Raw genomic sequence first — 16,710 nt, forward strand, 5'->3', positions numbered from 1 at the left:
TAAGACATAACACCATTAAAAGTCAACAGTTTCCTTGCTCTCAAGTTTCAAATGACAGGCAAATATGAGCATTATTGATTGATCCAAAACAAATTGACGCCCCTGCCTTCAGGGGCGTCAATTATAGGCCAAGGATGGCTATTTGATAAGCGTGATCTTCTTGGTGGATTTGTAGCTGCCGGCCTCCAGCGAGTAGAAATATACTCCGTTGGACATGGTCTGGCCCTTATCATTCTTGCCGTTCCATACGCTAGAATAGTAACCGGCCGGCCGGACCTCGTTGACCAGGGTATTGACCAGCTGTCCGGTGATGTTGTAGATCTTCAGGCTGACATTTGAGGCAGCCGGCAGCTGGAATCTGATCTCGGCCTGTCCGGAGAAGGGATTGGGTATGGGAGCCCCCAGGGCAAACGACGCCGGCCCCAAAGTCCTGACCTCGATCGGCCCGTAAGCTGTCCGGTCCCCGCTCCGTGATACCTCCACCAGCTGGTAATAGTAGACCTTCTGGGGAGCGACCGAAGCATCAAAATACTGGTACTCGGTAGGCTGGTTGGTGGTTCCCTGGGCCTCCTTTTCGGCGATCTTGATATATGGTCCGGCGGCCGATGCGCTTCTCTCAATTTCCCAAAGATCGGAATCCAGCTCGGACTGGGTGGCCCATTTGAGGGTCACCCCCTGGGTGGAGACCAGATGGTTGAAGGAGGAGAGCGAGACCGCGCCCGGGGTGCTGATGCCGCTTAGAACGGTCAGGGTTGCAGTGGACCAGGCCCCCCAGTTGTTGACCGATTTGGCCGTCGAATTGTCCTGAGCCCTTAAATAGACGGTGTAGATTCCCGGGGTCCACCCATCGGTTGAAATACCGCCGTGAGCCTTCTCGTAGATGCTGCCCCATGATCCGTCGGTGGGAGAAAGGTTGCCGATATAGGAGCTGGCGCCCACCCGGACCGAGCATCTGACTGCGCCTATGCCGGAAAGCCCGGTGCTGGAATCGGAGGCATCGCAGGAAACTATAAAACCGTTGCCGGCCTGGTTGCCCACCGGGTTGCGGGCGAATTTTATGGTCCCAGGGACTATCACCGGCCCGGTGAAGTCGTTGCCCACCCGCTGGATGGTGAAATTGCCCACCGTATCGAAGCCGCTCATGGCCGGATAAAGGCCCTTGTCCTGAACCCTGACCCTTACCTGATACTTGCTGCCGTTCTCCCGGGTGGTGATGTCCCAAGTATATGGCGAAGCAGCCAGAGAGGTGGTCTTAAGCAGGGTGTTCCAGCTGGCCCCCTCGTTGTTGGAGTATTCCACCCAGGTGGTGTCGATGGTGGCCCCGCCCTTGGCATAGGCCCGCCAGGCGATGGGAATGCTGTTGCCGGTATAGATCTGGCCGGCCACCGGGGTCTGAATGGTGTCATAGGGATGGTCGTGGCCGATAAGCCAGATGAACATCTTGTTCAATATGTCGGTACGGATGGCGCTGTTGGAAATCGCCGCTTCCAGTTGGGTGATCTCGAAGGCATTCATTACCGTCCTGGTGGGATAGCCGCCCCACACCCCGTTGCCCAAGGATCCAAAATTGTTGGTCGATTGCCACTTTGTCCCGCAGGTATCCAGGGTGGTACCAGGGAAATCCCACACGGGACTGCCGGTCCCAGGTGCGCCGGTATAGCCCGGCAAATAATGGGAATTCCTGATGCTGTCGCCGCAGGCGCCCTCTCTCCAACTGGTATGGCTGACTCCAGCGGTATAAGCGCCGGAGATGGGATCGCTGGCCACGCCGTAAATGGTGAGGGCGCTGTTTTCAACTATATGATCACCGACGTAGCTGAAGTGCAGATAGTTGCGGCAGAAAATAGTATCGGCCTGCAGGTCAGGCCCGGCCGCCTGATTCAGCCAGGTGTCCCAGCCTATGTCGTTACCGGTGACCGCGAAGCGGGCTCCGGCATTATGGTAGGCGATCAAAGTATCGCGCTGGGCCGGGGTAAAGGCCGGATAGGTCCCGCCCGACGAACCGTCCTGGGCCACCTGAATGAATACCGCCTTGTATTTTTTGAGCTGGGCGGTGGTAACCGCGCCCTGCAGCTGGCTGGACCACCAATCGTATCCCCATCCACCCTGAGTCAGGGCCGAAGTCAAATAATCGGCGTGAATGAACGAGTTGGCAAAGCCGTTATCGTCCCACATCCAGATCAGAATGTCGTTCTGGCCGCTTCCGCCGCCGGTGCTGAACATATAGTGCCGCCCGGCGTTGTCGTCCCGCAGGGTATTGCCGTTGGCATCCTTGGACTCCACATCGTAATAGTATATCTGGTTGGCGGCCAGCCCGGACAGGGTTACTATGTTATTGGTCATCAGGGGGGTATCCACTGCGGTGGTGCTACCCAGGGCGGTGGTGGTGCCGTAATAGACCCGGCTGGTGGTGTTCTGCGAAGTGTTCCACATGATCAGCTTCATGCTCCCCGCCGGAGGCTGGGTGTCGCCGGCCCGGACATTGGTGATGGTGAAGGACCCGCCGTTGATGCTGGCATAGGCGGTATCGGCAGCGCCGGCCGGGATATTATCAACATACACCACCCTGACGGAATCGAGGTAGTCCACGCTCAGACGTCCGTCGCCGTTCACCGGATTGCCGTTATACAGGGCGATCTTGCCCCGGAACAGACCGTCGCCCACCTTGACGCAGGAGACGATCTCCGGGGTGGTCTCCACCAGTTTGGCGTAAACCGACACATTGTTGGAGGCCAGGATGTTGTTGGGATCTACGATCTCAATCCGCAGGGTGTCGCCCACTCCACCTCCGATGGGGGTGTCGTAGGAGTTTTTATCCAGGTAGACCTTGCCCATGGCCGGCAGGGCGGTCCGGTAGGTGATCACCAAGGCAAAGGGCTGCGGTCCCATGGCCACGTTCTTGCCGGTGACCCTTATCCTCCAGATCCCGGTGGGCGGGGCCACCACCTTGATGCCCTCCAAGATGTCAATATTATCGTTGTCGGTGGCGGTGGTGACCGACTGCCGGGGAAGGACGGAACCGTAGCGGTTGCCGCGGTAGCGGGCAGCCGCGGGATTGTAGGCATCCAGGTCCAGATCGTTCACCAATGCTTTGGCGGCGGTGGTGCTGCCGGGATAGTCGGTCCAGGTCAGTGATATCTTAAGCCCGCTGGCTCCGGCCGGTATGTTAACCAGGTATTCCACGGCCTCGCCGGTATTGACCCCGGTCCGGTTGTCGTTGACCAGCAGTTTTACCTGGTTGCCCGACAGGTACAGGGCGGTGTCCAGATTGACCCGGCCCCAGCCGAACAGGGAGTCCGGCACGAAGCTGCCGCACCAGCTGGTGGTGCTGTCGCCGCTGATGGCCAGGGTGGCCTTCATCAGGGCGGCCGAGGGGGTGAACCCGTTGGCGGCTATCTTGGTGCCGGTGGGATACCAGCCATCGGTGAAATATTGGCGAAGCAGGGCGGTGGCTCCGGCCACAATGGGGGCGGACATGGAGGTGCCGCTCATGGTGCGGGTGCCGGCCCCGTCGCCGTCGGCCGATATGATATTCACCCCCGGAGCGCAGACGGTGGGGCTAAGCCTTCCGTCCAACAGCCGGCCCCAGCTGGAGAAGGTGGCCTTGGTATTGGCCCCGCCCACGCCCAGGGCTCCGGCTGTCGCAACGGCGCCCACGTTCACCGAGTTCTTGGCGGTGGCCGGCGAACCGGCCTTGGACAGGGGCACGGCCTCGGTCCCGGTATTGCCGTTGGAAAATATCCACAGATAATCCTTGTGGCTCCACATGAACTGGTCGGATTCCATGGAGCTGCTGCTGTAGGTTCCGCCGTCATCACTGCCCCAGGAGTTGGACGAAATGCAGGCCCTCTGGCTGATGTATTTATAGGTGCTGTCCCAGCCCCAGGAACCCACCCGGTTGATGTCCCAGGTGCCGTAAACCGAGCCGGAGTCTCCGCCGCCGTCTATGAAGACCAGTTTGGCGTGCTTGGCCATTCCCTCATAGATTCCGGTCAAGATCGAGCTGTCATTGCCGGCGTTGCTGCCGGTGGTATGGGTGCCGTGGTAGGAATTGGCCGATTCATCTCCCCACTTGGACATGGTGCCGGCGGCCCAGCCCAGATCGATCTCGTCTTCCCGGGCGCCCGGCTGCTGGCCCACCACCTTGCGGTGGGTGGCATCCCAGTACCAGGTGGACTTGCGGTTGGAGGAATGCTGAAAATATTCGTTGGCCTCGGCGCAGCCGGTGTCTAGGTTCTGGATCAACTGGCCCTCTCCGCTGATGCCCACAGCCCAGAAAGGCCTGGCATTGGCGGTCAGGGTGCCGTTCTGCACGTTAACCTCGCTGACGGCATTGTGGATCTTGAACACCGGCATGGGCTCCATCCAGGATACCCCCTTGAGGTTGGCCAGGGCGCTCAGCTTGTCCAGGCTGATGTCAACGAATATTTTCTTGTTGAACTTGCCGGGTTCCCACTCAAAGGTTGATTTGTAGAATATCTTGTGGCCGACGACGGCCTCGATCTGCTTTATCGCTCCGCTGATATCCTCCGGGCTGAACAGGGTGATGGACGCCCGGATCTTTCCTCCCTTGGCATTGGAGGCCAGCCGGGGGGATATTTTGTAGGCCGGCTGATAAAGCCCGGTCCATTTGACCTCGCTTTTGGAGGCCCGGATATTTTTATCGATGGTCTGGTTCATCCGGACCACAAAGGCATAGTTGGGCAGGTAGAACATCACCTCGGCCCCGGCCTTCTCCAAACCCTTGCGCCAGGCATCCTGCACCGGACCGTTGAACTGGACAATATAATAGGCCGGCTCATCACCCTTGGGGGTGTCGTATTTCAGATCGGCCGGCATATTGGGCTCGCCGACATCGGTATTTATCTTATAGCCATTGGAGAACTCAATGACGCCGGCATTGGCGTAGGGCTGAACCCCTACCGCAATTTTATTCTCGCCGATGAATTGGGGATTGCCGCTGGCGGTAATAGACTGGTTGCTGGCGATTTTAACCGCCGGAACGACGGTGGCCTTGGTCGCCTGCTTAGTGCTCTGAGCAGCATCCAACTTATAGGCCGAAACATCTTTCAGACCCACCAGGGAGATAGTTACCAGAGCTGTTACCAGCACCAAGCCGGTTAACCATACGCTAGTTTTTCTAGCCATGTTTTTCTCCTTTTATTGATTAATTTTTATTTTTTACGATATTAAGCTTATTATATATGCAATTTATATGCCGTTATTAATATTATTCCGTATTTCAACTTATTGCTATTTAATATGTTAAAAATATTATTAGGCATAATCTGCGATACTTTTAGATATTATATTAAATTTACGCAATATTTACATCATTTTTGCTTTATGAACATAACTCATTTATTATTATAACGTTATATTAATGTATTTATTGCGCTTAATAATGGCTATATGAAAAAATGGCAGGGCTTGAAGCCCTGCCATTTTGTTAGATGATCAGCTTATTTGACCTTCACCATTTTCTTGGTCAGGCTTTGGTTACCGGTGGTCAGGCGGTAGAGATAGACCCCGTTGGACACTTTTCTGCCACTGCGGTCCAGGCCGTTCCAGGAAACCTCATGCATGCCGGCAGCCTGCTCCTCGTCGCACAGGGTGGCGATCTCCTGCCCCACTATGTTGTAGACCCTCAAAGCCACCCGGGAGGCAGTGGGCAAGGCATAGGAGATGGAGGTATTGCTGGTGAACGGATTGGGCCTGGCCTGGTTTAAAATGGCTGTTTTGCCGAAGACCAACGCCTCAGGTTCGCCATCCACCTTGTAGAAGGCGGTAATACCGAACCATCTCAGCGACCGGGCGATGAACTCGGTCCGTGACAGCTTGCCAGCTGTGTTGGAGGCCACCGCCTCCAGAGGCACTGAGGAAAATACGGATTTGTAAACGGCTGTCGAACACCTGATCACGCCTGAGCCCCCGATGGTCTTGAACTGGAACACCGATTCTGCCCCGGCCAGCGGAAACATCCGGTCCATGGACTTGTAGTTTCCGGCCGTTCCAGTAGTCATGATAGCCAGAGTATCCGGGGTGCCATGGCTGATGGGCAGGGCCACCTGACCGATGGAGGTGATATAAGCTGTGGCCACGTTAAAATTATCAAAATCGGCCTTAAGATAAGAATTGTAAAATACCGCGGTGTCGCTGACATTCTGGCCCAGGTTCTTGGAGGACAATAAAAGATTGCCTCCCCGGTCCAAAAAGGCCGACAGGCTGTCTCTCTCCGTCTGGGTCAGGGTGGTCAGGCTGTCGTCGCCGGTGAACCAGACCAGCACATTGAAGTTGCCGAGCACCGACAGGGCATCGGCCTTGCGGTTGTCCCAGTAGCCGTAGAGAACGCCGGTGGTATCCATCGAGGTCAGATAGTACTGACCGTAATCGTTGGCCGGCAGGGCGTCGTTGACCAGGAGCATCTTATACTTGTGCTCGCCTACAAAGAAATGCCAGGGGGTCTGCGATCCGCCGGTCGGATAATAGCCGGTATTCCAGATGGGCTGCCCGGCCTGGTCCAGGGCGCCGTCACGGCCGCTGACATAATACTGCACCATGGTGCCGGGGTACTGGGGCGGGATGGAGCCCATGTATTCGTTGGCGCTGCCGGTGGGAGACATGGGAATATAGCTCCAGGTGGTGTCGCTGGAGACGAATGGTTTCACCCGGTAATAAAGTCTAACCTGGGATATTCCGGAGCTATCCGTCACTTGGGTGTACACCGGGAAGGGCCCGGTAAAAGAGGTATCCTTCCAGGTGGTGGTATTGGTTACCTGGGGCGGGGTCCAATCGAATATCCTGAAATTATAGCTGACCCCCGGAGCGGTGACCGGCTGGTTGGAGTAATTTCCGGTCATGCTGTCGGTGGCCCTGATATACCAGTTGATCGTTACCGGGTTCACCACCGGATAATTCTGCGATGGAATGGTATAGTAATACAGACCTCCGGCCAGGCTGTCACGAGGATAGGAAAGCCACATCCCCATTCCGTAGTCGTACAGGCAAAGCGAATCGTTGATCACATCCCCTTCGCTGTTAAAGCTGGTCCATACTGGGAAGGGCCCCAGTTGGTCGGTATCGGCTATCAGCTGGGTGTTGTACGGCCAGGGGTCGATGATCTGGAAATGATTCATGGTGTCGCGCTTGGTGGGATACTGGGCCCAGTTGCCCATGGTGTCGTAGGCGGCCATGAACCATTTGTATGTCACCGGCGTCTTAGTGTTGCCGGCATTCCTGGGAATACTGTAATAGTAGAAACCGTCGGCCCCCAGGCTGTCCCGGGGAATGCTTCCGGTGATATCATTGTAAATGTAATCATTGGCCACCGAATCGCCGTAAAGGGTGGTGATGTTGGCCTTGACCACAAAGGGTCCGTTGTAAAACGTATCCCGGAGGGCGCTGACATTGCTATACTGAGGGGAATAAATGGTATTGATAAAACTATAGTAATCATTGTTTCCCGGATCTTCGGTGGTGCCGGTATAAGAAGCGTTATCAGCCCAAACCGAATAGGCAACCTCTACCGGCGTCTCCATACCTACCGGGATGGCGGGGATGTCAAAATAGAAAGTGTCCCCCACTTGGGTGTATTCCTCGATCCAGCTGTCGTTGGGATCGAGCCAACTGTTATACGGCCAGCCCCAAGGACCGCTGGTGGGGTTGAAACTGAAGCCAAGTGCAACATAGCCCAAGCCTTCGTCGCATTTTACCACCGTCCTGACGGTGAAAGGCCCGGTAAAACTGGTGTCCGGCCACAGGGTGGTCAAAGTGATGGACGGAGCGGCGGCGTTGGCGGCGGCGGCGGCCAGAACGATCAAGGAAATTATAAAAATATATTTGCGCATCTTAGTGTCTCTCCTTACTTAACCAGGTTTAAACGTTTGGTCTGGGCAAACTTCTGCCCGTTGGCTCCGGTAGCCTCCATCCGGTAGAAATAGATGCCGTTGGCCACCGCCCGGCCGTTCTGGTCCGATCCGTTCCAAGTAATATTATGATAGCCGGGATTCAGGTTGTCATCAACCAATGTTTTTATCTGCTGGCCGGTGATGTTGTACACAACCAGCCTGGTACGGCTTTGGGCCGGCAGGGCAAATTGAATGTTGGTGGACCGGCTGAAGGGGTTGGGATTGTTCTGTCCCAGGCTGAAGTATCTGGGAGATGAGGCCACCGGCTCCCCTTCCACCCCCTTCCATGAAGTTACCTGCAGATAGAACCAGGAGGATAAGACGCTTTCATTGACCGGCAGTTTATCATCAAAGGCGGTGACCGCGTAGTGATATATGGCGCCGTCGGTGATGGATTTGTCCACAAAGTAATTTGTGGCCACGGTCCCGATCTTGACCCATACCGGCAGGCCCACCTGCAGGGCACGGTAAACATTGTAGCCGGCCAGGTCCGGTTCGCTGTTGGCATTCCAGGTGCAGATCACGCTGTCGTACTGCTGGGTGGCCGACAATCCGGTGGGAACCGCCGGAGGCATGTATTCCGGAGTCCCGGGCAGCAACCAATGCATGATCCGGGAGGCCAGGGTATCCCGATTCAGCTGCGAGGAGACCGCCTCGAACGGGAATGAGGTGTAGACCATCTGGTAGTTGCCGGAGGTGCCGTCCCAGTACCTGATCCCGATGAAGTTCCCGCCATCGTCGGTCAGGAACCCGACAGCGTCGCTGAAGGCCGGATCGGGGGTCAGGCCGTAGCCATAGCCGGGGGTCGACCAGATCGCGCCGCCACCATTGATGGGATCGTACAACAGGCTGTCGTATAATCCGTCTCCGATGGGATCGCTGGCCACCCCGGTTCCGGTATAGCAGGTGGAGCCGAACCAGCCGTTCTCCGGGGCCAGATGCAGATAATCGCTCCACAGGTTGGGGTGTACCGTGGTATCCGGGGTAGGTGCGCTGAAACCAAAATAGGTCTGCCCGGACATCCACAACTTTCCGCCGTTATCCAGGTATGATTTTATATTTTCCTGATCATAGGGGGTCAGGGCAATATAGGATGCTCCCGCCCGGCCGTCGTAGTTGGCGCCCAGGTTCCAGACCACCACCGGGAACTGCTCCAAGTATCCGGCCGGCATAACCTTGTTGCCTCCGATGGTTGCTAAGCTATAACGATAGCCTAAATTGGCCAAAGAGGCTTCCATGTATTTGGTCCAGGATTCATCTTTAAGGTCAACGGCATTTCCGTCGTTATCTACCAAAAGAACTGTATTAACCGAAGGCAGCGGATCGCGGGTCTTGCCCCAAATAATAAAATCGTCAACATAAAGGCCTTCCCCAACGTTCTCATCACCGTCGGTACTGACGGCTATCCGGATCTTAATTACTTTACCGATATAATCGCTTATGTTTAGTTCCCCAACAAGCGATTGGGTTATCCAGGCCTGGCTGTCATCAATGTAAATATAATCATTTATGCCAACCCAGGTCTGCCCGCTATCATCAGAAATATCCACCGACCAAGAATCAAAATAGGTGTTCTCATCCGTGCCGTCATCCGGCAGTCCCGGCCATATGGCAAAATCAACCAGGCAGGGCTCAGTGTTTCTTACCTGCTCTAAATTGATATATGGGCTTACTATGGCATCCGAATATCCCCAGGTGTACTTTTTTGTGGCCTCATCTCCGCAGTACCAAGAATTGACGGGACTATTGGTGCGATAGGCGGTCTTATGCCAGTGGTATGCCGGCATCTTCGACCCGGCCACCCATCCCAGGTTGCCACCCTCAGCATCATCAAAAAATACGCTGGCTCTAGTTCCGCCATTGCTTAATGTATCTATGCCAATATTATCGATATACCAAGCCCCATGGTACGGCCCGCCATCTTCATCGGCTTCCAAGGGATCGCTGGCCACCGCAAATCTCAGTTTTAAGGTTTGGCCCTTATAGGCGCTCAGATCAAAAGCTACCTGTTTCCAGCCTCCATTTGAGCCGCCCCAACCCGGGACATGGACACTATCGGGGACCATTCCGGTGTAGCCCCAAGCATAGGACCACTTCAGATCATAATAACTCGCCCCACCTCCCTCGGAAAATAACGAATCTGGGTATAAAATGAACCAAGTGCCTCCATCGTCAAGAGAACCCCACAGATTGACGCAATCCCAGTCATCGTATCTTCCCAGATCACCGTTCCAGGTTTTTGCCTCTACACTATAGTAATGATAAAACTTGAGCTGTATCGAATCCGAGGTTACCGTTGTCAGGTCAAAATTCGGGGAATACAGCATCTGCACCCAGCCGCAGCCGTATCCCGGGGAGCTATTCCAAGCCCCGGCAAAATCGTTGGTTCCGCACCACCAATGGTGTCCAGCATAAGCGCCAATGGGACTATAGGTGTCTATATGCCAAAATGGCTGTTGAACGGCGATATCCATGCTGTCCCATTTTAGGGTATCGCTTTCAAAATCATCGAAGAAAACAGTATCTAATGTCGCTTTCGTAGATAGATACTCAGGCTTTGGCAATACTTTCAGCTTTGGCCTTGGTTTGGCAAATACGTTCGCCGTAACGCTCAACAAAAGCACCAAGCCTATTGCTAACCATAATCTTTGCTTCATGATAAAACTCCCTGTTTATTTTAATTGATAATAGTTTATTTTAGAACATTGGGCCTAAAATGTCAAGGACATAATTCATTTTTCTGAAACGGAGCGCGACGTCTGTTTTCGACCGCCACCCTCCGTTCGTGTTATAGTAGACATAAGGCCATAAATGGCCTTGTTTGTTTGAAGTTACTCGGCGTAACCCACGCCTGAAGCCGTGGGTTACTGATGCCCGGGTGTTAATAAGGTACGTTAACCCATAGCCCATACATTCATGTATGGGCTATCGTACGATGTATTGCATCTTAGGCCGTTCACGGCCGAAGATTTATTTACTCTGGCTGCCCGTCTTCACGGGTATGATATCCCCCATTGTCATTCCACACCATAGGCGCATTTCGGCTATATTGTCATTCCCGCGCAGGCGGGAATCCAGGCTATTGAACTCAACCGGCTTGATCGGGGATCCAGCTAATATCACCTGATGATCATCACCTTGCCGGTGGCCGAGAAATCGCCGGAGGTCATCTGGTACAGATAGACCCCGTTGGCGGCCTGGCGGCCTCCGGCATCACGCCCGTCCCAGACCGCGGTATAATATCCCGCCGGCTGGTTCCCGTCCACCAAGACCCTGATCACCTGCCCGGCGATGTTGTAAATTTTTAGGCTGACCTGTTCTGATTTTAATATTTGATATTTGATATTTGTATTTTGGCCAAACGGATTGGGATAGGCCTTCTCCAGGCGGTAGCTCAAGGGTAGGTCCCGGCCCCCGTACTCCACCAGCATCGGCCCGTAGTAGGTCTTGGTGCCGCTCAGATCCACCTCGGCCAGACGGTAGTAATATATGCCCGTCTGCAGATCGGAAGCATCGGTATAGACGTACTGATGAGGCTCGTTGCTGCTTAGGTGTCCGGCAACTTTTCCCACCTCGGCAAAATTACCGTCTTCGGCGGTTGACCGCTCTATCAGCCAAAAATCGCAGTCGTGCTCGCTCTCGGTCCGCCAGCGCACCTCAACTTTATCTTTGACCTGCAGTGCCGTAAATGAGCTTAACTCGACAGCAGAAGGATCGACTAAAACTATTTTCAGTTGGCTCCAATCGCCCCAACTGCGTTTTGCATTATAGCCTCGTACCCGGTAATAATATGTCTCCCCGACTATCCGTTGGCCGACAACATAACTGGGTATGGTTATGGAATTTGAAAGCGAAACAGCCGTCGAGTAAGCCGCTACCGGTTTTATATCATCAATATATATCCCGTCGGTGGCGGTCATACCATCGCCCACCAGCCGGATGCGGAAGAAAACCGATTTGTTGTAATATTTGGCGGAGTCGATGGCGAAAGCCCTTCTGGTCCAGCTTAGCACATTGCCGTAAATTTTTCCCAACAGGTCCCATTGCCTGGCATCGGTGGATATCTCCACCCAGATCCGGTCAAAACCGGTCATGGCCTGGTAGCTGTAGAAGCTGAAGGAATCCCTGGCCGAACTGACCGGATAGGGATTGTTGGTGGTGATGCTGGCGATGTTGAACTGATTGCTGACCGCGCTGTAATAGCTGCGGCTGCCGGAGTACATCCTGACCGTCGAAGAAGCAAACCCGTTAAGGGACACATTGGGGTTTGCCGCTGCCCCCACCGTGTCGGTGGTGGCAGTAAAACCGGTCATTTCCTGGACCTCATAAGCCGTAGGATTTGATGGCGGGTTTAAAAGTTTCCAGGTAAGCCACATAATATTAGTGTCCTTGCCCTTGGTAGGAAAATATACCGGATCGATGACCGGCGGCAAGACCGGCGGCGGCGACGTGGTGCTGACCAGGCTGTCGGTTCGCATGGCCAGGTACATGAACCCTTTGAGGGTCTGGGGGCAGATCGAATCTATGTGGTCAGGCGGAGTGTAGAAGGCGGTGTCCGCCTCCACGCAGTAGGGGAAGATCACCCGGCCCAGCTGGGTCAGACCGTAGCCGTAGATCCAGCCATCGGAATCACCGGTGGTGGGATACAAGGCTGAACTCTGCTGGGGAGTGTAGCCCAAGGTGCTGCGGTACTTTTTAATCCGGGCCGCCGACTGTTGGCCGAAATAGCGCAATTCCAGGCTGTCCGGAGCCCGCTTGACGGTGGAATCCACATAGCCCAGGGGCCACAGCACCAGCTCGCTGTAAGTATGATAGGAGATGGACAGCACGATGTTATGTTCTTTGACCAGCTTCATCATGGCCTGCTGTTCCGGCTCGCCGCTGGGAGAGAATCCGTAGAAGACGTCATTTGAAGAATCCGGGCTGGTGTAGCTGTTTATGGCGCTGCCCCAGGATCCCCGGATGTCGCCGTCCACCGAGCCGTCGTAGCCCCGGTTGAGGTCAACCCCGTAGACCGTGGGGCTGTTCTGGCGGCGGTTCTTGCGCCACATCACCCCCGTCCCGTAATTGCCGCCGTTGTCGTAGACAAAACCGTCCGGGTTGACCAGCGGAGCGATGTAGATCTCCCGGGTCTTGATGAGATTCGACAGGGAATCGGTCCCAGCCGGGTTGTAATTGTTGGTCAGGTAATTGGCGATGTACAGGCAGATCTCCGGTGTCATCCATTCCCGGGCGTGATGATTCCCCATTATCAGAATGCCGTGGCGCGAATTATCACTGACCGCGGGATTGTCCGAGATCTTAAGGCACCACACCTTCCCCCCCTGGGCCGCTATCGTCAGGGTATCCAGCCTGGTGATGGAGGGATGATCGGCCGCGATCTGCTTCAGCTCGGTCCGGATGCCGTCATAGGTATGATAGGCGGCCTTGCCGCTGTATGGCGCCACATCCCGGGGGGAGTTCATCAATACCTTGTAAACCAGCCCGGCCCCCGCTATCCGCCACAACTGGCCGGGGTCAATGACGATGTCGGCATACTCCCCCGACCGATAGGCGGCCACGTCCAGGCCGTAGCCGATATGGGCCAGTTTTTCAGCCATCGTATGATCGGAGATGTCCACCCTGATCAGCATCTTATCGGCGCCCTCCCGGCAATGTCCCACTGAAGTCGATAATGCCAAAGAGGCCAGAAGGAAAAACAGAACTGCCGTGATTTTATGCTTAAGCATATATCCCTTTAAAATATGATTGGCCGGATTATAGCATATAACCGCACAAAACAACAGCCCGATCAAAACAAATCGGGCTGTTGTTTTATAAAATTTAGTTTTACCTTAAGATCATCACCTTCTGGGTGGCCGAGAAATCCCCGGAGGTCATCTTATACAGATAAACCCCATTGGCCGCCTTTTGGCCCCGGGAATCCTTACCGTCCCACGGCAGGCTGTAATGCCCGGCCGGCTGGATGCCGTCCGCCAGGGTCCGCACCTCCTGCCCCAGCACGTTGTAGACCTTGATCGAGGTCCGGCCGGTGTTCTTCAAAGCATACCTGATGGTAACGCCGGAGGCCGCCGGATTGGGATAGGCCTTCTCCAGGCGGTAGCTCAAGGGCAGGTCCCGGCCCCCGTACTCCACCAGCATCGGCCCGTAGTAGGTTCTGGCACCGCTCAGATCCACCTCGGCCAGACGGTAGTAATATATGCCCGTCTGCAGATCGGAAGCATCGGTATAGACGTACTGATGAGGCTCGTTGCTGCTTAGGTGTCCGGCAACTTTTCCCACCTCGGCAAAATTACCGTCTTCGGCGGTTGACCGCTCTATCAGCCAAAAATCGCAGTCCTTCTCGCTCTCGGTCCGCCAGCGTACCTCGACCGTGTTATTGACGGCCATGGCGCTGAAGGAGGTCATCTCCACGGCATTGGGCGATATGGTAAACCCTGTGGAAGCTGCAATATCGCCGGCCACGGTCAGCACATAGGGCTGCGGGCCGTTGTTGATGGCCCGGGCGTTCACGGTCACCGTATAGGTGACACTGGCCTTGGTGGCCGAAGCCGGCAGCCAGACCACTTCCTCGCAGTTCACGGTGTCATGGGCCCCGCCGGTGATGGAGAAGCCGTTGCTGGCCGGCTGGCCGAAGACATTCCCGTAATAGGTGTTCCCTCCTCCGGTGACCGTCAGGTCCAGGTCGTTGACGGTGATGTCGGTGGCCCCGGGGGTACCGGGATAATCGAAATATGACAGGACGAACTTGAGGGTCTGGGTACCGGAGGTGCCGGTGGTCACGGTAAAGGTCTTGCTCTGTCCGGAAGAGCTGAAACCGGCGATGGCATCCTCCAGGGCCGTCCTTCTGGCGTCGCCGGCAAAGAACAGGGCATCGTCCAGCACCACCCCTCCCCAGCCCTGGCCCTGGGAGGGAAGGTTCTGGGTACCGGTCTGGCCGACGGCGTCGATGCTGTAGGCCCCGTTAAAATTCCTGGTGGCCAGCATCATTATGGCCTTGATCAGGGATCCCGAGGGGTTGGCGATGGCGTTGGCCGGCACCTTGGTCCCGGTGGGATACCAGCCCTCGGTAAGATACTGCCGCACCAGGGCCCCCATCCCGGCCATGGTGGGGGTGGACATGGAGGTACCGCCCATGGGGTAAATACCGGTGTTGTTGGTGGTCAACAAACCGTCGGAATCCACCGACCAGATATTCCAACCGCCGGCGCCCACCAGGGTCGGCCTTCTAAGCCCTTCGTCGGTCGGGCCGTGGGATGAGAACTCGGCCATATCTAAAAGTTCATTACGGCTGGCTCCACCGTTGACAGCCCAAGTGCTTCCATCCCCGAACCCCGCTTCGCTGGCGCCCACGCAGATGATGTTCTTGCCTGTGGCCGGGCTGTTGACCCGGTCACCCGAGGTGTTGGAGTTGCCGGCCGAGCGAAACATGGCATAATTCTTGTGGGTCCAGGCCACCTGGTCCAGCTGCTGGCAGTTAAGGGTGTAGGCCGAAGAGCCGCCGGCGCTCTGCCCCCAGGAGGAGGAGTGGATCCGGGCCCCGGCGTTGTAGGCCCACAGGTAAATGTCGGAATAATCGGTGGGCAGGATCAGGGCGTCGCTGGCCCCTCCGATGTCGGTGAAGGCTATCCGGCACTTGGGGGCCATGCCCATGGCCCGGGGCAGCGAGGCCTGAGTGGTCAGCCAGCCCAGGCTGTCGGCTCCGATTGAGCCGCTGGTATGGCTGCCGTGGCCCGATGAGGTGAGGTCAAAGGTGTCGGAATGGACGTTGTAGGCCACGATCTTGCGGTGGGCGTTGGTGGCCTCGCAGATGGTGTCCTTGTCCTTGTCGTAGACCGGTTTCAATGAGGCATCCCGGAAATAGATGTTGTCCCAGTCCATTCCGGTGTCGTCGTCCCCCACGATCTGGCCCTGGCCGTACAGCCCCCGTTTGTAGATCGGCATTTTCAGGGAATCGTCGGCCGTGTTCATGGTCAATTTCGACTTCCAGGAATCGGCCGCCGCCCTCATGCCGGTGGAATCCAAAGACTGGTTGATCCAGCGGCTCCAGGCATTGTGCAGCACCGGCTGGAAGTAACGCTCCACCCAGAACACCTCGGGATAATTGGCGAACTCCTTGGACAGCTCGACCGCCAGGTCCGAGGGAAGGGATATCTGAATGATGTTGCCGCCCTCCTGCAGCCAGCGGACATCCATGACGCCCTTCACCCTTTGGCTGACGGAGACCAGATTCTCCTTTTCGAACAGGGCGATGTTCAGGATGATCCTTCCCGGCTCATCCTGTTCATAGAAACCGGGAGCCGACAGCAGGTCCGGGCTGATCCGGAAGGCCGGCTGGTAATAGCCCACGAATTGGACGAAGGGCAGTTTTTCGACCTTGGATTTGACCTCGCCGTTCATTTTGACTATCTGCCCGTAATTGGGGATGTAATCGCTGTGGATCTTCCCCCCGGCCTTGCTGACCTCGCTTCTCCAGGCATCCTCCACCGGCCCGGTGAACTGGACTATATACCAGTCGGCCTCGGCGGATTTTGGGGCCCGCTCCAACCCCAGTTTGGCGTAGGAGGGCATTCCGTTGGCGGTAGAGAAATGCCCGATCTTGAATTTCAGGACGCTGGGATCGGAGGCCAGGGCCAGGGATGCCGCCACCAGCAGCGCCATTAAGACCAGCAGAGTTTTCTTATGCATTTATATCCCCTTAATTAATTTTTTAATTTTGGTATATCTTTCTTTTATTTATATATAAGCAATAAATATGCCATAACCGACATATCTTAACTCATTATATCATAAAGACTTTTTG

Annotated in this window: 5 protein-coding genes; all 5 read right to left on the reverse strand. The window is 55.7% G+C overall.

Features of this window, described 5'->3' with window-relative positions; all coding sequences use genetic code 11:
• Positions 1-138: 138 nt before the first annotated feature.
• Complete coding sequence (locus RDU76_07185) at positions 139-5,148, reverse strand: S8 family serine peptidase (GenBank protein MDQ7798710.1); 5,010 nt, start codon at positions 5,146-5,148, stop codon at positions 139-141.
• 314 nt (positions 5,149-5,462) lie between these two features.
• Positions 5,463-7,847: a T9SS type A sorting domain-containing protein gene (locus tag RDU76_07190; GenBank protein MDQ7798711.1), complete on the reverse strand. Its 2,385-nt coding sequence runs from the start codon at positions 7,845-7,847 to the stop codon at positions 5,463-5,465.
• Between the two features lie 14 nt (positions 7,848-7,861).
• A complete protein-coding gene (locus RDU76_07195) occupies positions 7,862-10,381 on the reverse strand; it encodes a FlgD immunoglobulin-like domain containing protein (GenBank protein MDQ7798712.1) in 2,520 nt (839 codons plus the stop codon).
• 645 nt (positions 10,382-11,026) lie between these two features.
• A complete protein-coding gene (locus RDU76_07200; protein MDQ7798713.1) occupies positions 11,027-13,636 on the reverse strand; it encodes a M14 family zinc carboxypeptidase in 2,610 nt (869 codons plus the stop codon).
• A gap of 100 nt (positions 13,637-13,736) precedes the next feature.
• Positions 13,737-16,595: a S8 family serine peptidase gene (locus RDU76_07205; GenBank protein ID MDQ7798714.1), complete on the reverse strand. Its 2,859-nt coding sequence runs from the start codon at positions 16,593-16,595 to the stop codon at positions 13,737-13,739.
• Between the last annotated feature and the right edge of the window lie 115 nt (positions 16,596-16,710).

This window comes from Candidatus Edwardsbacteria bacterium (assembly GCA_031082425.1).
In the GTDB taxonomy this organism is placed as follows: Bacteria; Edwardsbacteria; AC1; order AC1; family EtOH8; genus UBA2226.

What these genes read in the sequence shown, in the direction of transcription:
- RDU76_07185 (MDQ7798710.1), bottom strand. Translation starts at nt 5,148, where the DNA reads ATGGCTAGAAAAACTAGCGTATGGTTAACCGGCTTGGTGCTGGTAACA.
- RDU76_07190 (MDQ7798711.1), bottom strand. Translation starts at nt 7,847, where the DNA reads ATGCGCAAATATATTTTTATAATTTCCTTGATCGTTCTGGCCGCCGCC.
- RDU76_07195 (MDQ7798712.1), bottom strand. Translation starts at nt 10,381, where the DNA reads ATGGATATCGCCGTTCAACAGCCATTTTGGCATATAGACACCTATAGT.
- RDU76_07200 (MDQ7798713.1), bottom strand. Translation starts at nt 13,636, where the DNA reads ATGCTTAAGCATAAAATCACGGCAGTTCTGTTTTTCCTTCTGGCCTCT.
- RDU76_07205 (MDQ7798714.1), bottom strand. Translation starts at nt 16,595, where the DNA reads ATGCATAAGAAAACTCTGCTGGTCTTAATGGCGCTGCTGGTGGCGGCA.